The organism is Pseudomonas putida W15Oct28, assembly GCF_000708715.2.
GTDB lineage: Bacteria > Pseudomonadota > Gammaproteobacteria > Pseudomonadales > Pseudomonadaceae > Aquipseudomonas > Aquipseudomonas putida_R.
The window spans coordinates 23,231-40,617 of record NZ_JENB01000048.1; the positions used below are offsets into that span (position 1 = coordinate 23,231).

Annotated in this window: 9 protein-coding genes; 5 read left to right on the forward strand and 4 right to left on the reverse strand. The window is 60.2% G+C overall.

The genetic code is table 11. The annotated features are described in order from the left end of the window. Positions 1-31: 31 nt before the first annotated feature. The 3 genes from AK81_RS23845 to AK81_RS23855 all read right to left on the reverse strand — a co-directional run bounded on the left by AK81_RS23845 (position 32) and on the right by AK81_RS23855 (position 11,946). Complete coding sequence (locus AK81_RS23845) at positions 32-4,462, reverse strand: RHS repeat-associated core domain-containing protein (protein ID WP_043203141.1); 4,431 nt, start codon at positions 4,460-4,462, stop codon at positions 32-34. Beyond that, entirely contained in the window at positions 4,459-10,737 is a 6,279-nt protein-coding gene (locus AK81_RS23850) for a hypothetical protein (RefSeq protein ID WP_154100839.1), read from the reverse strand. The genes AK81_RS23845 and AK81_RS23850 overlap by 4 nt, the downstream gene beginning before the upstream one ends. Positions 10,738-11,034: 297 nt before the next feature. Next, positions 11,035-11,946 carry an AraC family transcriptional regulator gene (locus AK81_RS23855; protein WP_043203147.1) on the reverse strand — a complete coding sequence of 304 codons (912 nt, stop codon included), beginning with the start codon at positions 11,944-11,946 and terminating at the stop codon, positions 11,035-11,037. Between the two features lie 102 nt (positions 11,947-12,048). Here AK81_RS23855 and AK81_RS23860 point away from each other — a divergent pair, with 102 nt between their 5' ends. Genes AK81_RS23860 through AK81_RS23880 form a run of 5 tightly spaced genes read left to right on the forward strand, consistent with a single transcriptional unit; the run spans position 12,049 to position 16,486 of the window. Further along, positions 12,049-12,609, forward strand: coding sequence for a carboxymuconolactone decarboxylase family protein (locus AK81_RS23860; protein WP_043203149.1), 561 nt, complete (start codon positions 12,049-12,051; stop codon positions 12,607-12,609). A gap of 47 nt (positions 12,610-12,656) precedes the next feature. Beyond that, positions 12,657-13,721: an acyl-CoA dehydrogenase family protein gene (locus tag AK81_RS23865; RefSeq protein ID WP_043203150.1), complete on the forward strand. Its 1,065-nt coding sequence runs from the start codon at positions 12,657-12,659 to the stop codon at positions 13,719-13,721. After that, a complete protein-coding gene (locus AK81_RS23870; RefSeq protein WP_043203152.1) occupies positions 13,718-14,539 on the forward strand; it encodes an ABC transporter ATP-binding protein in 822 nt (273 codons plus the stop codon). Before AK81_RS23865 ends, AK81_RS23870 begins: the two co-directional genes overlap by 4 nt. Beyond that, complete coding sequence (locus AK81_RS23875; RefSeq protein WP_043203154.1) at positions 14,526-15,731, forward strand: ABC transporter substrate-binding protein; 1,206 nt, start codon at positions 14,526-14,528, stop codon at positions 15,729-15,731. Before AK81_RS23870 ends, AK81_RS23875 begins: the two co-directional genes overlap by 14 nt. Next, positions 15,731-16,486 carry an ABC transporter permease gene (locus AK81_RS23880; protein WP_043203155.1) on the forward strand — a complete coding sequence of 252 codons (756 nt, stop codon included), beginning with the start codon at positions 15,731-15,733 and terminating at the stop codon, positions 16,484-16,486. Before AK81_RS23875 ends, AK81_RS23880 begins: the two co-directional genes overlap by 1 nt. Positions 16,487-16,655: 169 nt before the next feature. Here AK81_RS23880 and AK81_RS23885 read toward each other — a convergent pair whose 3' ends face one another. Further along, positions 16,656-17,342 carry a GNAT family N-acetyltransferase gene (locus tag AK81_RS23885; protein ID WP_043203157.1) on the reverse strand — a complete coding sequence of 229 codons (687 nt, stop codon included), beginning with the start codon at positions 17,340-17,342 and terminating at the stop codon, positions 16,656-16,658. Positions 17,343-17,387: the final 45 nt, after the last annotated feature.

Genomic DNA, 17,387 nt, shown 5'->3' on the forward strand with positions numbered 1-17,387 from the left:
CATCGGTGATGAGAGAGCAACACCGTCCGGCTCATACTTTTGTAACAGGCAGTGCGCTGTCTAAACTGTTAATGTATGCGCTGTAAATTCGTTGGTAGAACAAAGGCCTGCTACTGAGTTTCGTGCCTCGGCAATACAGGTTGTCGACAGCGTCGTAGTGAAGCCCTTTGGCTTTCAGTGATTGCATTACTTCCAGAGTGGAGGTGGGCCTGTTGACAAGCAAAATGTCAACGTTGTGTTCGTTTGCCATCCTCTCCATCATCATCCTGAATGGGGCTCTCTCATAATTGGGTATTACTTCATGAGAAGTTCGCCCTGGCACAGCCTCCCTCAGCTCATAATTTGGAACGCTCGCACCTCTTGCATAACTCTGCGTGACTGGACGTTTGCCCTTGATAGACGAGGCAAGGGAGCGTAGCGAAGCGGAATCTGTATCGACCACCGCCCTGAACCCATTCCGGGTAAAATAGTTCATCGTTGTAGGGGCTTCGAATGCCCCCGGAGCGTTGTACCCTTTTGCCATAGGGCCGGAAACACGACGGCCATGACTAAAGATCAGCAGTTGGCGGGGTTCGCTTGAGCCTTGGTACAAGGTGTAAACGTCTGGCGTCGTTGAAGCTGTTGCTGGGCCGCCATTGAGCTCGTAGAAATGACTGCGACCCACGTGTCGTCGCCATGAGCCCATGCGCGATGAGACCGATCCGGACAGGCTTTTCAACCGTTTCAACGCAGAAATACGCAACAGGCGTAGCCTCTGAACGCCCTTGCTGGCCCCTCTCATCAGCAAACTGCCTACTTTCGCCAAGCCCTTGCCGGAGGCGTCGAACACACTAGCGGCCATGCTTGCCCAGCCCAGTTTCTCCGATAAGCTCGGGTTGCTTTGTCGCAGCGACAGTTCCGCTGCGCCCAGCGCAAACGCCAGTGCGGAAACAGCAAGTAACAAGACCCCAAGCAAGCCGCCTGTCAGGATCGACCCGATGATAGCCAGCACAAAAGCGCCAGCCAGCAGCAGCCATTCCCACCACGCTGCAGGTTCATGATGGGGTGGCGTGGTCTCGCGGATCATGTCGTCCAGGGAAGCCAGCTGTGCCGATTGTTCCCGGCGACTGACCATGATGTGCCCACTCGGGTCATGCCAGTTCACTGGGTCACGCCCTGCGCAATACGCCCGGTCATTCAAGCCGCCTTCGCCGAATGGGCTCAGGCTGTCACCCTGGAAGAAGGCCTGGAACCTGGGGTCGTACACGCGGTAGCCGTTACCCAGATGGTAGGCGCCGGTTACCGGGTCGACGCGCTGGCCGTTATAGCCCAGGCCGCACTTGAGTGCATTGAGCTGATCCAGGGGTGCCTCGCCCCAAGGCGTGAAGCCTGTCGCCTGGCTTTTCCAGCGGCCGTCGGCATCAATCGAATACTCTTCGGCAGCGCCATTTTGTGGGTCTGGCATCAGGAAAAGGGTATGTGCAGTGGGGGTCGCCTGGCCTATTTCCAGGCACTGCACCACCAGCCCAGCCTCTTCATCGAGCACCCGGTGCCGCACAGGTTTGCCGTGCGCATCCAGCCACATTTCCCCACACAGCAGGTCGCCTTTGTATTGCATGACCCGGCGTTGTTTGTGGGCCTCATCCCACTGGGAGGCCAGGCGACCGATGTGGTCATATTCATAGCTTGCCAGTGGCTTGGTAGCACCGACTTTTGTTATTGACTGCAGCTGGCCTTCCGGCGTGTAGGTGAGCTGATGCCCTGAGGCGTCAGTGGTGAGGCTGCCATTGCCGTCACTGGCCAGTGTGAGGGTTGTGGGCGTGCCCGCTGTGCCGTTTTTGGGGGTTTTCGTCACCGTGACGGCTGTGCGCTGGGTGGGCTGCAGTGTATTGCCGTAAACGTAGCGGCGCAGTTCGCTTGCGCCGTCTACATAGGTCGTTGTGCAGGTCAGCAGGTTGCCAAGCACATCATAGGTGTAGGCCTGGTCCTTGATGCTTTGCTTGTCCTTGTCTTGAATCTCGTAGCCTGTGACTGCCGCCACACGCCAGCTTGTGAGTTCATTGCGATCGGTTGCGTAGGTAAAGGTCTCGGTACGTGTGGCCTCGCTTTCACCGTTGCGGAACCACGTTTTGCTCAAGAGCTGCCCGGTCACCGACCACGTTTGTTGATAGCGGCTTTTGATAGCGCCATCCAGCGTGTATGTCCGCTGGGTTTCCTGGCCAAAGCTGTCGTACGCAAAGGCCACCAGCAGGTTTGTACCATTGCGCCGGTCGCTCACGAGCAATTGTTCGAGCTCGCCTTGTGCAGCATAGCGATAGCGATAGTCCAAGGCCCCGCGGCGTACCCGGCTGCGTCGATTCTGCCCATCGTGCCAGGCCTGGCTGCTGATGCCGTTGGTCAAGGCAGTGCGGCCGAGGGTGCCACGCAGCGAATGCTGAACCCGTTCGTGCTGCTGCATGCTGCGAAGCTTTCGGGATGTCAGTGTTTGCCCGAGCAAACGGGGCGAAATGCTCTCGGTGCTGATCAGACTTTGCAGGTTCGCTTCGGTTTGGGGGCGCTCGGCCTTGATGGCCTGGGTAAGTTCGTTGTAGGTGAATGTCGCAAGCGCCACCTTGACTGCAGCCTGCTGGCTGCCCTTGGCGTACCAGGACACGCTGTTGCCGTCGTCGCTGCTTTCGTTTGTTACTTCAGTGCCATCAGCTCGTTGATAGCCCTTGGTGATCGTCAATGCTGAGCCGTCGTTACTGTTTTCATTGGTCACTTCAGTGCCATCAGCGCGTCTATAAAGGCTGCGGTTGAACGTGATCGTCTGTGCCGAGCCGTCGGCGCCCACCGTCCTCGACGCGATTTGGTCGCCGCGCACGGTTTGTTTGCCCAGCTGCTTCTCCGTGCCTGATTTGCCTTTGATGGTGACCTGGGTGGGCATGTTGCTGAGCCCTTCGTAAGCCCATTTCACCACCGTGCCATCCGGCCCTTTGGTCTCCGTGCGTCGCTCGAGCTCGTCATATTTGAACTGCCATTTCCGGTTAACGGTGCCTACCGTTTCAGTGACCTCGTCGCACAAGCCGCGCGCATTGATGCGCCGCTCGCTGCTGAGGCCTGTGGCCTCCAGTTTTTTGCTGGCCGCGTCCCAGCGTTTATGGCTGACTGCGAGCGTGACTTTGCCGTCGAGCTGGTTGTTTTGTGTGTGTTCGACGCTGTGCAACGGGCCTCGCAACCAGGTGCCCACGAGGGACTCGGTACGCTGCGTCTGCGTGCCGTTTGCCTCCGCCTTGTTCCCCTGCGCCTCGGCCCGCCAGAACCAGTCGCGCAGCGTGGCTGGCAAGCTCACGCCGTCGTTGCGAACGCACAAGCCCCCAGGGTGGTAGTCGTAAATGCACTGGCGCTGCGGCTCACCGTCTGCGCCGTAGGCGATTTCTTCAAGGCATACGTAGTTCTGTGCCGAATCGTCACTGCCTGCCTGGCGCTGCAGTTCACGCCGAACGGGGCGTTGCAGGCCATCGAGCAAGGTGCGCCCTTTGCGGCCATCCGGGCCGACGGTGACGACCCAGGTGCCGTTGCCTGTCTCTGCCCATTGCTGTTCGGTTTTCGCCAGGGCCTCGCCATTTGCCTTTTGCGAGGTGTATTTATCGGAATTCCAGGCATAGGTAGTGCTGGTCAGCAGGCGGTCTCGTGCGTCATAGGTGTGGTAAGCCATCGATGTTGGCCTGCCCAGTTCGTCTTGATCCGTCTCGGCTAGCACGCGGCCGCTGCGCGCGGAGCGAATGTGCTGAGCCACGGTGGCTGTGAGGTTCAACTCGCCGTACTTGAGGGGCGCCTCGCGCTTTACCCGCAACTTGCCTGTTGCGGTGGTAGTGGTTTCTGTCAGGCTGCGCGTCTGCCGGGCAGTATTGTTCTTGTACCAACGGGTCGAAGTCGTTTCGGTCTTCGTTTCTGCGCCGGTCGTGGTGTGGGTGACCTGCTGCAAGTCGATCACCAGTCCCTGGCGCCCCGTCGCTTTAGTGATGCCCCAGGGTGCAGTCGAAAAGTCGACCGTAACGCCTTCCAGGTTTAGTACCAGGTCAGGCATCAAGACGCCGTGGCTGTCGGTGCTGGCGTTTGCATAACCGAACAGGGTCACGTTCATGTCCGACGTGCTGCCGTCGGGGAACTTCAGGTAGCTGCATTGTGCGAGCAAGGGCGGGGCGTTGGTATCGGGGATCTTCGGGCACGATAGCGACTGTGTAGGGATAGCAGCTTGATCTTTCTCCAGCTGCAGCCCACTCAACAGCGTTGTCAGCGTAGGCACGTTGTCGCTACGGTCTGCGTTCGCCGTGCTGGCTGTTACCGGGTAGTAGCACAGGTGAGTGGTTTGCCCATCGTCAGCGACGATCTGGGAAAGCAGCCCTGAATCTGCATGGTAAGTGAAGAGCGAGGTTTCACTTACCGTTCTGGCCGGTGTAAATGGATCAGCACTGGCAGTTGCCTTGGCATCGGTACTCATGAGCGGTTCTCCTCCAACACGTTTTCGGCAGTGCTGTTCACGGGCGCAGCGGGTTGGGCACTGACGTTCAGATCTTCAGTGGTCACCGTCGTGCGGATGGGCTGTGTGGCCAGGCGGAACTTAACGGCGGGGTCGGTGCTGGCGACCGCGTCCGGGTAGACCATCGTCGTGGTCTTGCGGGCCACGCCCGGAATCGCTTCGATCACCTGGGTTTCGACGATGAAGCCATTCTTCAGCGTCCAGGTACGGGTAGTCGACGGGCCATCGAACTGGTTTCCGGTTGACAGGCTGCAGGTGGAGGAGAATGTCGCGCCTTCACTCAGCCCCAGGCTGCTGCTGCCTTGCCATTCCCAGATAGACGTAATCGGCTGTTGCCCCGCACCTGGCAGCAGCGTATGGCGCAGTACCCGAGGCAAGGGAATGATATTGTCGGTACGCCAATCCCAACCCTTCCACATCGGCCCGTAGCTCACAACCTCGAGCGAGCCGTCTTCTTCGGCGACCGAGCACAGCACGCGGTCCAGCACCGGCTCACCTTCATACCCGAACACCACCGACTGTACCGGCTTGGTGTCGTTTTTGCCCTTGCGGGTCAAACGGGTGAGCAGGCAGTCCTTGATGGACAGCGTGACCGTGTATTCCTCAGCATCACCCGGCCAGACAGTGAAGGTGTAACTGTATTCACCCTGGGCCACAGGGTTGGTGTGTACAGCCTCGAGCAGCTTGGTCGCACCATCAGCGATGTGCTTCAGGTGCACATGGCCTTCTTTGCCTTCCCACGCCAGGGTAAGCGTGCCGCCTTGTGCTGAGGTGATGCGGGTGGGGACCAGCAGGTAGGCCTTGCGGTTCATTTCGGTCTTGAGCTTGGTCAGTTCCGCGATCTTGTTAGTCAGATGGGTGGTTTGCGTAGCTGTAATACCTGACTCTTTGAGCCATTGATCCAGGTTGCCCTTGAGCGCATCTACTTTGTTGATGAACGCCTTTTTGTAATTCTCGCTGGGTTCCTTGTTGTCATGAGGGTTGGGCTTGGCCAGCGTTTCGCTGCGTCCGGAGGGGAATATCACTGTCAACCCGGTCAATTCGCCATGGGTGCCTTTGGCGCCTGTGAGCGTTACGCCATTGATGGCCAGGCGCTTGGAGCCTTTTGCTTTTTCTACCTGTGCGGAGGACAGGGTAATGGTCTGGCCGTTATGCAAGGTCAAGCGGTGAAGGCGATTGTCGTAGGCACTGAAGCGGAACGCCCAGCCATCGCCCAAGCCACTTTCGTTGGCACGGGTGGCAGAATAATGCAGCGTCAGGTCGAGTTCTGGCCCCTGACCCGACAGCCCCCGAATTACGCCCACAGGGTAGTGGGCGTGGAACAGGCCGGTCTTGCTGTCGACACCGTTTTCGCTGGCGCCACTGACGTCATAAAGCTCGGAGCCAAGGGTGCCGGCGTAGTCTGCGCAGAGTGAGTCTTGGGGGATGAAGGTGCGGCCCTTGAACGGCATTTCAATGGTGAGCGGTGCTGAGAAGGCTGGGGCAATGCCCGCCCTGCTGACATAGCTTGCGCTGCAAAGCTTGTTGTCTGGCGCGAGCGTTGCACCTTCTGGAATATAAAGGTGCATACCCCCATTGTTTGTGTCCCACAGATCCGAAAAAAGCGGATACGTGCGCATTAGGTCCGGAGCGTAGTCCGATGTATAGGAGGTGATACGAATGCCTTTCTGCAGTGCTGCACGGGTGAGTTGAAGATGGACGCTGCGATTACCAGAGTCATTGTTACCACCTATTAACAAGAGTAAAACGCTTACATGTTCGGGGCCCAATCTCCCCAGGCCCTTGATGGTGGTCAATGTTTCGCCGTCAAGGGTAAACCACTCGGGAAGCAAACTCTTAGTGATTTCGATGGCTTCATTTAGATTGGCGGAGTACTCGGTATCGTGTTTTATTTCTTCCAGGTCGTTAAGATCATTCAATGTAGTAAAGTCGGTGAGTTTTTTGAGTAATCCCTTCTCGGATAAGAGTCTACTGAGCTCATGCCTGAACATATCGAACTCATTCGTCACGAACACTATTTCGTTAAGCTTGCTCATTGCTAGGTTTGGCAGTGACTTCTTGGCGCGTACTAACAGGCTTTCATCGGCGGAAGTAAGTGCGCCAACGGCCTTGAGTTGAAATAGTGTCGAGATGAACCACTGGGACTGCAAAGCATTTTTTGTTCTGGAATCCAGCTGGTCATCAGTCAGCAGTTTTCCGTTACGGTTTGCCAAGATAAGTTGGAGTGTATCGAGCACGTCAATATACTCATCGTGGAGCGTGCAAAATTGAAGGTTGAGTTGGCTCTCGTTGCATGACAGGCATTCGGTCCAATAGCCTGACCCCTCATGCAACTCCCATACATCATTTAACATGCAATATTCATCGTCGCGGGCCAGTCCTGAGGCTATAAACGCCGGTATGTTGGCTGTAGGTACTTTTGACTGAAATTGTTCATAAGTAATATCGCGGATGTCCGTGTTATATTCAAGCTCTCTCTGTCGAACGTCTTCGATATCTCCCTCCGAAAGGAGCTCGCCTCCCAAGGTCAATAGTTGTCCAAAGCGTGTTGAAAAGTCGGTTTCCGCTGTCCACACTGAGGAGTAGGCGAAACTCTGCACCTCATCCCAGATCAAACGGTCGCGCTTGTAAATCATTCGCTGGTAGTAGAAAGTCGGGTCGTTTACAGCATTCTCTGAATCGGCCGTCTCATGATGGCTGGCGACCATTACCCATTCAGCGTCCGCCGGCAGCCACAGGCAGTGATCAGCCAGGTCACTCGCCTTCTCGTTTGGCGCATGGGTAAGTGGCACTTGTTTACCCCACATCGTCACGGAAGAAGCCAACAGCGTGCCCAGCGCCTTGACCCACTCGGCCCTGCGCTTGTCCGCATTTTCCTCCGTTGATGCCTTCGGCTTGAAATCCCACGACGTGATGGCATTGCCGCTCCATCGATCAGTCATGGTCAGCGTCACGCCATCCTTGAAGTCTTCATACAGCTTGCCCAGGGTCAGCGGCTGCCCTTCAGGCGTTTCAAGCGCTTTTACAGCGTCACCGTCCAGCCCCGGCAAGCCTGTAACGATTACCCTGACCGGTAAAGGCATGTGCCACAGGACCCCGCCGTTGGCGGCGGTCGGTTTGCCGTCTGATGCCTGGGCCGTGCCTAGCCGCAGGTACGCGCCCAAGGCCGATTCTTCAAGGTCTTTCGCCAAAGAGGCCAGGCACTTGGCCGCAGTGGTATCGGTGCTTTTGATTGTGTATTGGAAAGGGGAGCCGGGCAGTTGGCCTGCGCTGTAGCGGTCGTACAACTGGATCTGGATGACCTGGCCGGCCACTGGGGTGAAGGTGTCTACCGGCCGGTACAGCTGCCACGTCAGCGCCTCCAGCTCTACCGACAGATTGGAGTGTTGGGGTATCCACAGTGCATTGTTTGCATCGCCAGGCGCGACGGTTACGCCATCGCTCGCCAGCACGCCTGCGCGCAACATGCCAATCTGCGCTGGGTGCTGATTGATCTGCTCGCTAAGCGCCTTGGCCCATGTTGCAGCCGTGCCCCGCTGCGGCGTGAACACGTGAGTTTCGTACAGATATTGCGTGGTTCGGTCGCGTACCTGCACGCAGACGCTTTCACCTGCGGGCGGGGGGGCAACCGGCAAGCGGCTAGCGATGACCTGGTTGGCCTTGAACGGCGCATTGCTGAACAACCGGCAGCCGTCGGCAAATGACCATAGCCGGTTGACTTGTACCTTGCCCGCAGCATCCAGCGCGATGAAAGCCTCCGACGTTGGGCTGCCTGTGGCGCCGATGGCCAATGCCCCGCCCTCGGTCAAATAGCCCGCGCAGAGCCACTTGTTGCCATCAGTGTTAGCGGGGGCGTCGTTGACGGCTTTGAGGAACTCTCCTGGCCAATCAGCGTTGCCTTTGGTGGTGGCCGTTGCGGTCCACGCAACCTCTTTGACGATGCGCCCGTCCTGTTCGTTGATCACCCAGGCTTTTACCTGTTCGCCCATACTCAGGTCGCGGTCGGCAAGCAGGTAGGCGGCGCTTTGCCATACGTGGGCACCCGCGCCGAGGGTAGCGGGTTCGAAACCTGTCAGGTCGGGTAATAGATCATCATCCAGGTCGCCGCCGGTCCAGTCGTTCCAGATTGGGGTAGCAATGACACCCTCGACAAGTGCCAGGGTAATCTCGAAGTGCAGGGCCTGCGGGAGCATTAGTGTCAGGTTGGTTTTGTCGCCCAAACGGGTCTCGCTGCCTAGTCTGCCGAGGCGAGTGTAAATCGCGACGGGAAGTGTCGCCAGCACATCGACACGCGCCGACAGATTGTCCGGCGTTGTGTTGTAGTCGAGCTCACACTCCTTGCGATAGACGATTTGCCGGGTCCGCTTATCACGCACTACCAGTTCGACGCGCCGCTTGCCAACACCGCCTTTTGGCGGCGGGATGAACGCATCCATCATCTGTGCCAGCGTCGCTTCGGCGCCGGTCGCGTCATGCAGGGCGTAAGCCCAGGCAATGTTATTGCCTACCTCCGTGAAGCCACGGAGTGCTATCCGCAGGGGCTGGTCGCGTTGCCAGAGGTCGACGGTTCCCTCGGCTTGGATATCACCATCGACCGCCGTATGGGTACCCAGGCGCACGAAGTCAGCTAGAGGTGACGCCAGCAGCTGTTCGCGGAAAAAGGCAGGCCATTTGTCCTTCGTGTCGTTATCGCCGAATGTAAACTTCAACCTTGCGTCTACCGCCAGACCGGTCTCATCGTCATAAACATAGAGCCTACGATCGGTGGAGGCGTTCCGTTTGCGCAGGTCCAGGCCCGTGTTGCAGCGGCGCCAGCCCCTATTTTGAGGCAATTCGGGTTGGTGGCCAGCGGCCGGCTTTATTTTTATGTGCCCGTTAGCGTCGGCAACATACTGCCACGCGTTGGCCTTGTAAGAGTCACCCATCAGGCGCTTGAAGGCGTTCTCATATTCCTCTGCGGTGTCCTCTACGATACCGGGCGGAAGTGCCGATGTGTTGCCGACAAAGTAGTAAAAACTGGTATTGTGTGCAAAAGAATAGGAGCGGGTCCTTGCGCGGATAGATTTTTGCTCCTCAATGGCGCGGTGAATCAAGGCATTGTTGGCGTGAGTAGGTAGGTCGGCGAGGGTTTCAATCGCCTCCAAGTTGTAATGGCCGAGCGTACTCGGCGAGATACGCCCGTAGCCATAATAAATTTTTAAATTATTATCTGACGCATCAAATACTACAAGGAAGGGATCAGGCGACGACCTTAGCGCCTGACTTGAGCGGCCAACTTTGATCCAGCCTGCATCCAGAAGTGATCGAAACGCAATGCCGGCGCGTAGTCGCATATTGCCGAGCTCGGTAATATTATTTATAGATAGCCAGCTTGGGTGTTCGAGTTTGCCATCGATCTCTATTTCGAAGTTAGATTTGCCGCCCTTGACCCAGGTGCAGCTTTTGCCATCAATCTCCAGTGTGTCGCCCTTTGAATAATATGGCTCTACTGAGGCCCTGCTTAAGCTTGTCTCTGGCTTATCTGTGGTCTGCTGATCGGTCAAGAGCAATTCGAGTTGCAAAGCGAGCGGGAGCATGATTGTCCAGGTTGTTTTGTCGTCCGAACAGGTATCAAGGCCCAGGCTGCGTGTTAGGTACGGAACAGGGCGAGCAGCAAGGCTGTACCTTAAGGCTTGAACACGCGCCGAGGGATTGTCCGGCGCCTTGCTGTAGTCCAGCTCGCATTCCCAGCGATCCACCGTCTGTTGGGTCCGCTTGTCACGTACGGTCAGCGTGACACGTCGCTTGCCAACGCCGCCTTCGGGAGGCTGGATGAACGCATCCATCATCTGTACCAGCGTCGCTTCGGCGCCGATGACGTCATGCAGGGCGCAAACCCAGGTAATTTTATTGTCTATTTCCGTAAAACCACGGAGTGCAATTCGCAAGGGCTTGTCACGCTGCCAGAGGTCGACAGTACCCTCGGCTTGGATATTGCCATCAACTGCAGAGTGGGTCCCTAGGCGCACGTACTCATATAGAGGTGACGTACGCAGTTGTTCACGAAAAAAAACCGGCCATTTGTCCTTGGTGTTGTTTGCGCCGAATTCGAATTTCAATACTTCCCCTAGCGCCAAACCGGTCTCATCGTCATGGACATAGAGGGACCGATTTTTGGAGGCAGTCCTGATTACGTTCAGGTCCATGCCTGTGTTGCAGCGGCGCCAACCGATATTGCTCTGACTTGAAGAGGTCATGGGCTTTCATCCGGGTCGAGATAAAAAGTTCAAGTCGCCGCGCACACATGTAGTGTTCGCCGCACGGGCGGGACGATTCGATGGTCTGCTGAGAAAGGCTATGGCCGGCCCGGATGACACACAACTGGTAAAAATGTCAGTGGCAATAAGTTAAATAAGTGCTACATCCGGCCGCCGGCAATCGCCCATCTATCGATGGGCGTAGACGCGCTTTGATTGCCAAGCGCGATGTATCGAGTTCGAACATGCAGCGCAGCAGGTCCGTCCCGACCTGGCGCAGTGATAGGGCCTGTACGTTCAGCGGCTCACGTGTTGCCGCCGATAGGCCCCCGGCTGCTGGCCCACCGCCTTGGCAAAGGCCCGGGTAAACGCCGCCACCGATTGGTACCCCACCTGCGCGCCCACTTGCTCCACGGTATTGCCCGCCCGTAGCAGCTGACTGGCATGGCGCATGCGCAGCGCCAGCAGCACTTGCCCCGGAGATTGCCCGGCCAGTTCATTGAAACGCTTGAAAAACGCCGACCGCGACAAGCCGGTGCAGGCGGCCATGCTCTCCAGTGTCCAGGCTTGCCCCGGTTGCTCGATCAACTGTTCCAGCAGCCCGGCAAACGCCGGCTGGCGGGCGAGGGCGACCAGCCCGCCCAGTGACTGCCCGGCATTGACCTGCTGGCGCAGCACGTACAGGAACAACAGGTGCGTCAGCCGCTCCAGCAACGTCTGTGACGGGCCGGCGGTGCGCCGACATTCTTCCAGAATCAGCTCGAACAGCGCCCGCGCTGCACTGCCGGCGGGGTCTTCGGCGCGCAGCAGGATCCAGTCGGCGAGGCCTTCGACAATCAGTGAAGAAAGGCCGGACTGGAAATGGAAGAAGCCACAAACCAGCCCGACGCCGTCGCGGGCTTCGCTATCCAGTGCCTGCATGGCCCGACGCGGTTGGGCGCAGGCGTCGACCGGGTCCTGCTCGCTGGAGAAGCGATAGGCAAGGTCGCGCAACAGGAATACTGCATCTCCCTTCTTCAGGCGCACCGGTTGCGGCTGGCCGTCGATGTGCAGCCAGCAATATCCTTGCACCACCAAGTGGAAGCTGGCGCGGCCCATGCCCTGGGTGCTGGCGTGCCAGCCACCGCAGTAGCGGCCGACATGAAACAGGCTGGCATCGAGCTCCAGGCCTTCTAATAACCAATCGACAAGGGGGCTGGACGAAATCATCTAATGCAAAGACTCAGGAGCAAGGAAAGGCGACTGATGAATATGGAGGCGAATTCTTATAACCAACAGACTGTAAGGACACCCACCACAGGAGACCACTCCATGTCCTCGCGCATTACTTTACACACGCTGCAGAGCGCCCCGGAAGCGGCCCGTCCATTCCTTGAGAACGCTCAGAAGAATTCTGGCTTCATCCCCAACCTGCTGGGCGTGCTGGCCAACGCCCCGGCCGCCCTGGAAACGTACGTGACCGTGTCGGCGCTCAATGGCAAGTCCGAGCTGACCCTGGCCGAGCGAGAGGTGGTGCAGCTGATTGCCGCTACCCAGCATGGCTGTGACTTCTGCGTCGCCGGCCACACTGCGGTGGCCTTGAACAAGGCCAAGCTGCCCCAGGACGTGGTCGATGCGCTGCGCGCCCGTGGCGAACTGCCCGATGCACGCTACGAAACCCTGGCCGCGTTTGCCCGTGAAGTGATCGCCACCCGTGGCAACGTCAGCGAGCCCACCTACCAGGCATTTCGCGATGCCGGCTTCAGCGAAGGCAACGCCCTGGACGTGATTCTTGGCGTGAGCCTCGCAACCTTGTGCAACTTTGCTAATGTCTTCGCCCAGACACCGCTCAACGACGAACTCAGCAAGTACCGCTGGCAGCCGTCTGCGTAAGCCAAGTGTGGTGCCGACCACGCCGGCGTTTTCAAAGGAGTAGAGACATGCTTGATCCCGCATTTCGGCAATGGCTGGATGCCAACGCCGAGGCAATCGACCAAGGCGTGTGCGACCCGCACCTGGTCCTGGCGCACATCGCCGAAGCGCAAGTGCTGCGCGTCGGCGTCGATCCGGCCCAGGGCGGCACGGGCGGGCAGGTGAGCGACGCGGTCGAAGCGATCGCGGCCATTGCCAGCCGTTCATTGGCGGCGGCGTTCGTCTGCTGGGGCCAGCGCGCCTTCATCGAATACCTGCTGCAAAGCCCCAACCAGCTGCTGCGCGAGCGCCTGTTGCCGCGCCTGTTGACGGGCGAGCTGGCCGGTGCAACCGGGCTGTCCAATGCCATGAAGTTTCTCTCCGGCATCGAGAGCCTGCAGGTGCGAGGCCGCCAGAGCCGCGACGGGTGGCAGCTTGAAGGCCGGCTGCATTGGGTGACCAACCTGCGCAAGAGCGGTTTTGTGGTGGCGGCAGCCATCGAGGGGGATGCCGAAGGGGCACCGTTCGTGGTGGCCATTCCATCCGAGGCGCAAGGGTTGGAGCGCTCGGACGACCTGCAACTGATGGGGCTGCAATCGAGCAATACCGCCGCACTGGCGTTCCACCAGGTCGAGCTGGGCCGCGAGTGGCTGCTGCACGAGAATGCCCGCGCGTTCCTGCCCAAGGTGCGCCCGGCCTTCCTGGCACTGCAATGCGGCATGGCCATCGGCCTGGCCCGGCGGGCACTGGATGAGGTGGCGGCACACCTGCAAGGCCGTGGCTCGTTCCTCGACGAGGCCGGCCAGGTGCTGAAGGCGCGCCTGGAAAACACCGTAAGCGAACTCAAGCAGGGCCTGCTCGACGAGCGTTTCCTGCAGCAGCCGGCGGCGCTGTTCAAACTGCGCATCACCCTCGCCGAATGCGCTGCCGACGCGGTGCAGTTGGAGCTGCAGGCCAGTGGCGGCAAGGCCTACCTCAGTGAGTATGGCGAAGGCTTCGCCCGCCGTTGGCGCGAGTCGGCGTTCGTGCCGATCGTGACGCCGAGCCTGGTGCAACTGCGCGCCGAACTGCAACGCCAGGCGGGCGCCGCATGAGCGAGGTACTGCTCGACGCCCGTGCCATCAGCCTGGGCTACCCCCGCGAGGGGGGCTGGCAAAAGGTGCTGGCACAGTTCGACCTGCAGCTGGCGCCGGGCGAGGTGGTGAGCATCCTGGGCCCCAGTGGTGTCGGCAAGTCCAGCCTGTTGCGGGTGCTGGCCGGCCTTCAGGCACCGCGTGGCGGTAGCGTGACGCTGCGCGGCGAGCCGCTGCAAGGGCCGCATCCGCGCCTAGCGGTGGCCTTCCAGGACCCCAGCCTGCTGCCCTGGTTGAGCCTTGAGAAGAACGTCGCCTTCGGCCTGGACTTTGCCCGCCAGCCTAAATTGGCGGCCAGCGAGCGGCGTGCGCGCATCGACCATGCGATTGCCGCCGTGGGCCTGGCCCATGCGCGCAACCAGTACCCGGCGCAGTTGTCCGGTGGCATGGCCCAACGCACGGCGCTGGCCCGCTGTCTGGCGCGTCAACCTGAAGTGCTGTTGCTTGACGAGCCGTTCGGCGCCCTCGACGAAGTGACCCGCGCCGACATGCAGCAACTGCTGCTGCAACTGATCGCCACCCACAATACTGCGGCGGTGCTGATCACCCACGATATCGACGAAGCCCTGCTGCTGTCCGACCGGGTCCTGCTACTGGGCAACCACCCAGCGCATATCCTCGGCCAGTGGTGTATCGACCTGCCGCAGCCGCGCACGCACCGGGTCGAGGAACTGGGCGCCCTGCGCATCGAGATCGTCAAAACCCTTCGGCGGGCAAGCCGCACAGTCGAACCTTCCCCAACCCCCTTGCCCTCGGAGGCTGTCCATGTGCATGGATGACTGCTGTTCTGCTTCGTCGCGTCGCGACTTCCTCAAGCTTGGCGCCATGCTCACTGCCGCCGGTGCCTTGCCGTTGCTGTCGAGCTTGCAAGCCCGCGCTGCCGCCGAACCGGGCGCGCCGGTGCGCATCGGCTACTTGCCGATCACCGACGCTACGCCGTTGCTGGTGGCGCACAACAATGGCCTGTTCGAGGCCGAAGGCATCAAGGCCGAGCGCCCGGTGCTGCTGCGCAGTTGGGCGCAGGTGATCGAGGCGTTCATCTCCGGCCAGGTCAACGTGATCCACCTGTTGTCGCCAATGACCGTATGGGCGCGGTACGCCAGCAAGGTGCCGGCCAAGGTCGTGGCCTGGAACCATGTCGGCGGGTCGGGCCTGACCGTGGCGCCCGACATCACCGACATGAAGCAACTGGGCGGCAAGACCGTGGCCATCCCGTTCTGGTACTCGATCCATAACGTCGTGCTGCAGCAGATGCTCAACGACAACGGCCTGACCCCGGTGTCCAAACCGGTCAACACGCAGCTTGCGGCCAACGAAGTCAACCTGCTGGTGCTGCCGCCATCCGACATGCCGCCAGCCTTGGCCAGCAAGCGCATTGCCGGCTACATCGTCGCCGAGCCGTTCAACGCCCTGGCCGAGAGCCTGAAGGTTGGCCGCGTGCAGCGCTTTACCGGCGATGTGTGGCGCAACCACGCTTGTTGCGTGGTGTTCATGCATGAGCATGACTTGAACAATCGCCCCGAATGGTCGCAAAAGGTGGTCAACGCCATCGTCAAGGCCCAGCACTGGACCCGCGACCACCGCGCCGAAGCCGCCGCGTTGCTGTCCAGGGCCGGCCCCAACAAGTACACCCCGCACGAGCCTGCAGTGCTGGCCAAGGTACTGGCCCCGGCCGCCGAGGACCGTGCGGGCTACATTGCCAGTGGCGCCATTCGCCATCAGCAGTGGGACGAAAAGCGCATCGACTTCCAGCCATACCCGTTCCCGAGTTACACCGAAGAGCTGGTCAAACGCCTTAAAACCACCCTGATCGAAGGTGATAACGCGTTCCTTGCCGGGCTTGATCCGGCGCAGACCGCCCGCGACCTGGTCGACGATCGCTTCGTGCGCAATGCCATCGCGGCGGTTGGTGGCCCGTCGGTGTTCGGTATTGCCGACAACTTCGAGCGTAGCGAGGAGTTCGCGGTCTGATGCGCACGCATGTCGTACATGCCGGCCTTGGGCTGGCCGGGTTGCTGGCTTTGTTGCTGTTGTGGTGGGCTGGCGTTGCCGTGTTCGGCCAGGCCGACGGCCTGTCGGCGCGCTTTTCGCCGGCGGCAACCTTGGCCAGCCTGGTCGAGTTGCTGGGGCAGGGCGAGGTTTACGGGCACATCTGGGTCAGCCTCAAACGCATCCTGGTCGGGCTGCTGCTGGCGTTGCTGATTGGCGTGCCGCTGGGCTTGCTGGTGGGCAGCTACCGGCATCTGGAAGCGGCGACTACGCCGGCGTTCCAGTTTCTGCGCATGATTTCGCCGTTGTCGTGGATGCCGGTGGTGGTGATGTTGATGGGGGTGGGTGACCAGCCGATCTACTTCCTGCTGGCGTTTGCCGCGTTATGGCCGATCTTGCTGAACACCGCGGCGGGCGTCAGGCAACTGGACCCACGCTGGCTGCAACTGAGCCGTAGCTTGAGCGCCACGCGCTGGGAAACCTTGTGCAAGGTGATCGTGCCGGGGGTGATCGGCCACGTGCTGACCGGCGTGCGCCTGGCCATCGGCATTTTGTGGATCGTGCTGGTGCCGTGCGAAATGCTGGGGGTGAGTGCGGGGCTTGGCTACTTCATTCTCGATACCCGCGACCGGCTGGCGTATTCCGAACTGATGGCGATGGTGCTGCTGATTGGCGTGCTGGGGTTCGCGCTCGATGCCCTGGCGCGTGCGCTGCATCGGCGCTGGGTGCATGGCTGACGGGCCAATGGGGCTTCTTCGCGGGCTCGCCCGCTCCCACAGGTACATCACCGGCCTTGGGCTATGTGGTATTCCTGTGGGAGCGGGCAAGCCCCCACAGGTACAACACCGCCCTTGGGCCTTGTGGTATTCCTGTGGGAGCGGGCAAGCCCGCGAATAGGCCCTTGGATCAATGCACGGTCTTGCGCTGCCGCACACATTCCTGGGCCTGGGCGGTCAGCTCATCCAGGCGCTCATCGCGCATCTGCTCTGCTTCGATCATCGCATCCTCACCCTGCTGGTTAAGCAGGTAGGTGTGAATCTGCAGCACTTCAGCGGTCTGATAAATCGGCGCAATGTCCAGGCGCCCGATCAGCGCACCACTGGCCTGGCCGGTACTGCTCATCAGCACCTGCGGCCCATTGGCGGCCACCACCTGCATGCCCATCGCCTCGAACCACGGCACCTGGTTGGCAAAGGCATTCAGCTCCACACAGGCATGGCGTGCCTGCAGGTCGCCCAGCAGGGCGCGGGCGATGCCCTGGCGGCGATGGCTGGCGCGCACGGCAAGAAATGCCAATGAACACGCCTGCTCATCGTCGTCGGCCGGCAGCGACAGGGCAAAGCCCAGCAACTGGTCCGGGGCCTCGGCATCCAGTGCAAGGGTCAGCGCCACGGCAAGGCCGCGGGTGCCGTCCAGCGCTTGCAGGTACTGGTGCACCTCCATGCCGACGCCGTACTGGTACAGCGGGTACAGCGGGTTGTCGGCGGTAATGGCGACACTGCTCAGTTCGCCGACATGGTGGATCACCAGCTCGCGGATCTGGTTCTGGAAAGATTCGGGCGGCACGCTGTCGAGGCGGCTCAGGATGAACATCGGGGGGCGGGCTCCGGCGGGTGGGAATACAGCCCGGGCCAGGTT

Coding starts and splice junctions, on each gene's coding strand:
- AK81_RS23845 (WP_043203141.1), bottom strand. CDS start 4,462: ATGAGTACCGATGCCAAGGCAACTGCCAGTGCTGATCCATTTACACCG.
- AK81_RS23850 (WP_154100839.1), bottom strand. CDS start 10,737: ATGACCTCTTCAAGTCAGAGCAATATCGGTTGGCGCCGCTGCAACACA.
- AK81_RS23855 (WP_043203147.1), bottom strand. CDS start 11,946: ATGATTTCGTCCAGCCCCCTTGTCGATTGGTTATTAGAAGGCCTGGAG.
- AK81_RS23860 (WP_043203149.1), top strand. CDS start 12,049: ATGTCCTCGCGCATTACTTTACACACGCTGCAGAGCGCCCCGGAAGCG.
- AK81_RS23865 (WP_043203150.1), top strand. CDS start 12,657: ATGCTTGATCCCGCATTTCGGCAATGGCTGGATGCCAACGCCGAGGCA.
- AK81_RS23870 (WP_043203152.1), top strand. CDS start 13,718: ATGAGCGAGGTACTGCTCGACGCCCGTGCCATCAGCCTGGGCTACCCC.
- AK81_RS23875 (WP_043203154.1), top strand. CDS start 14,526: ATGTGCATGGATGACTGCTGTTCTGCTTCGTCGCGTCGCGACTTCCTC.
- AK81_RS23880 (WP_043203155.1), top strand. CDS start 15,731: ATGCGCACGCATGTCGTACATGCCGGCCTTGGGCTGGCCGGGTTGCTG.
- AK81_RS23885 (WP_043203157.1), bottom strand. CDS start 17,342: ATGTTCATCCTGAGCCGCCTCGACAGCGTGCCGCCCGAATCTTTCCAG.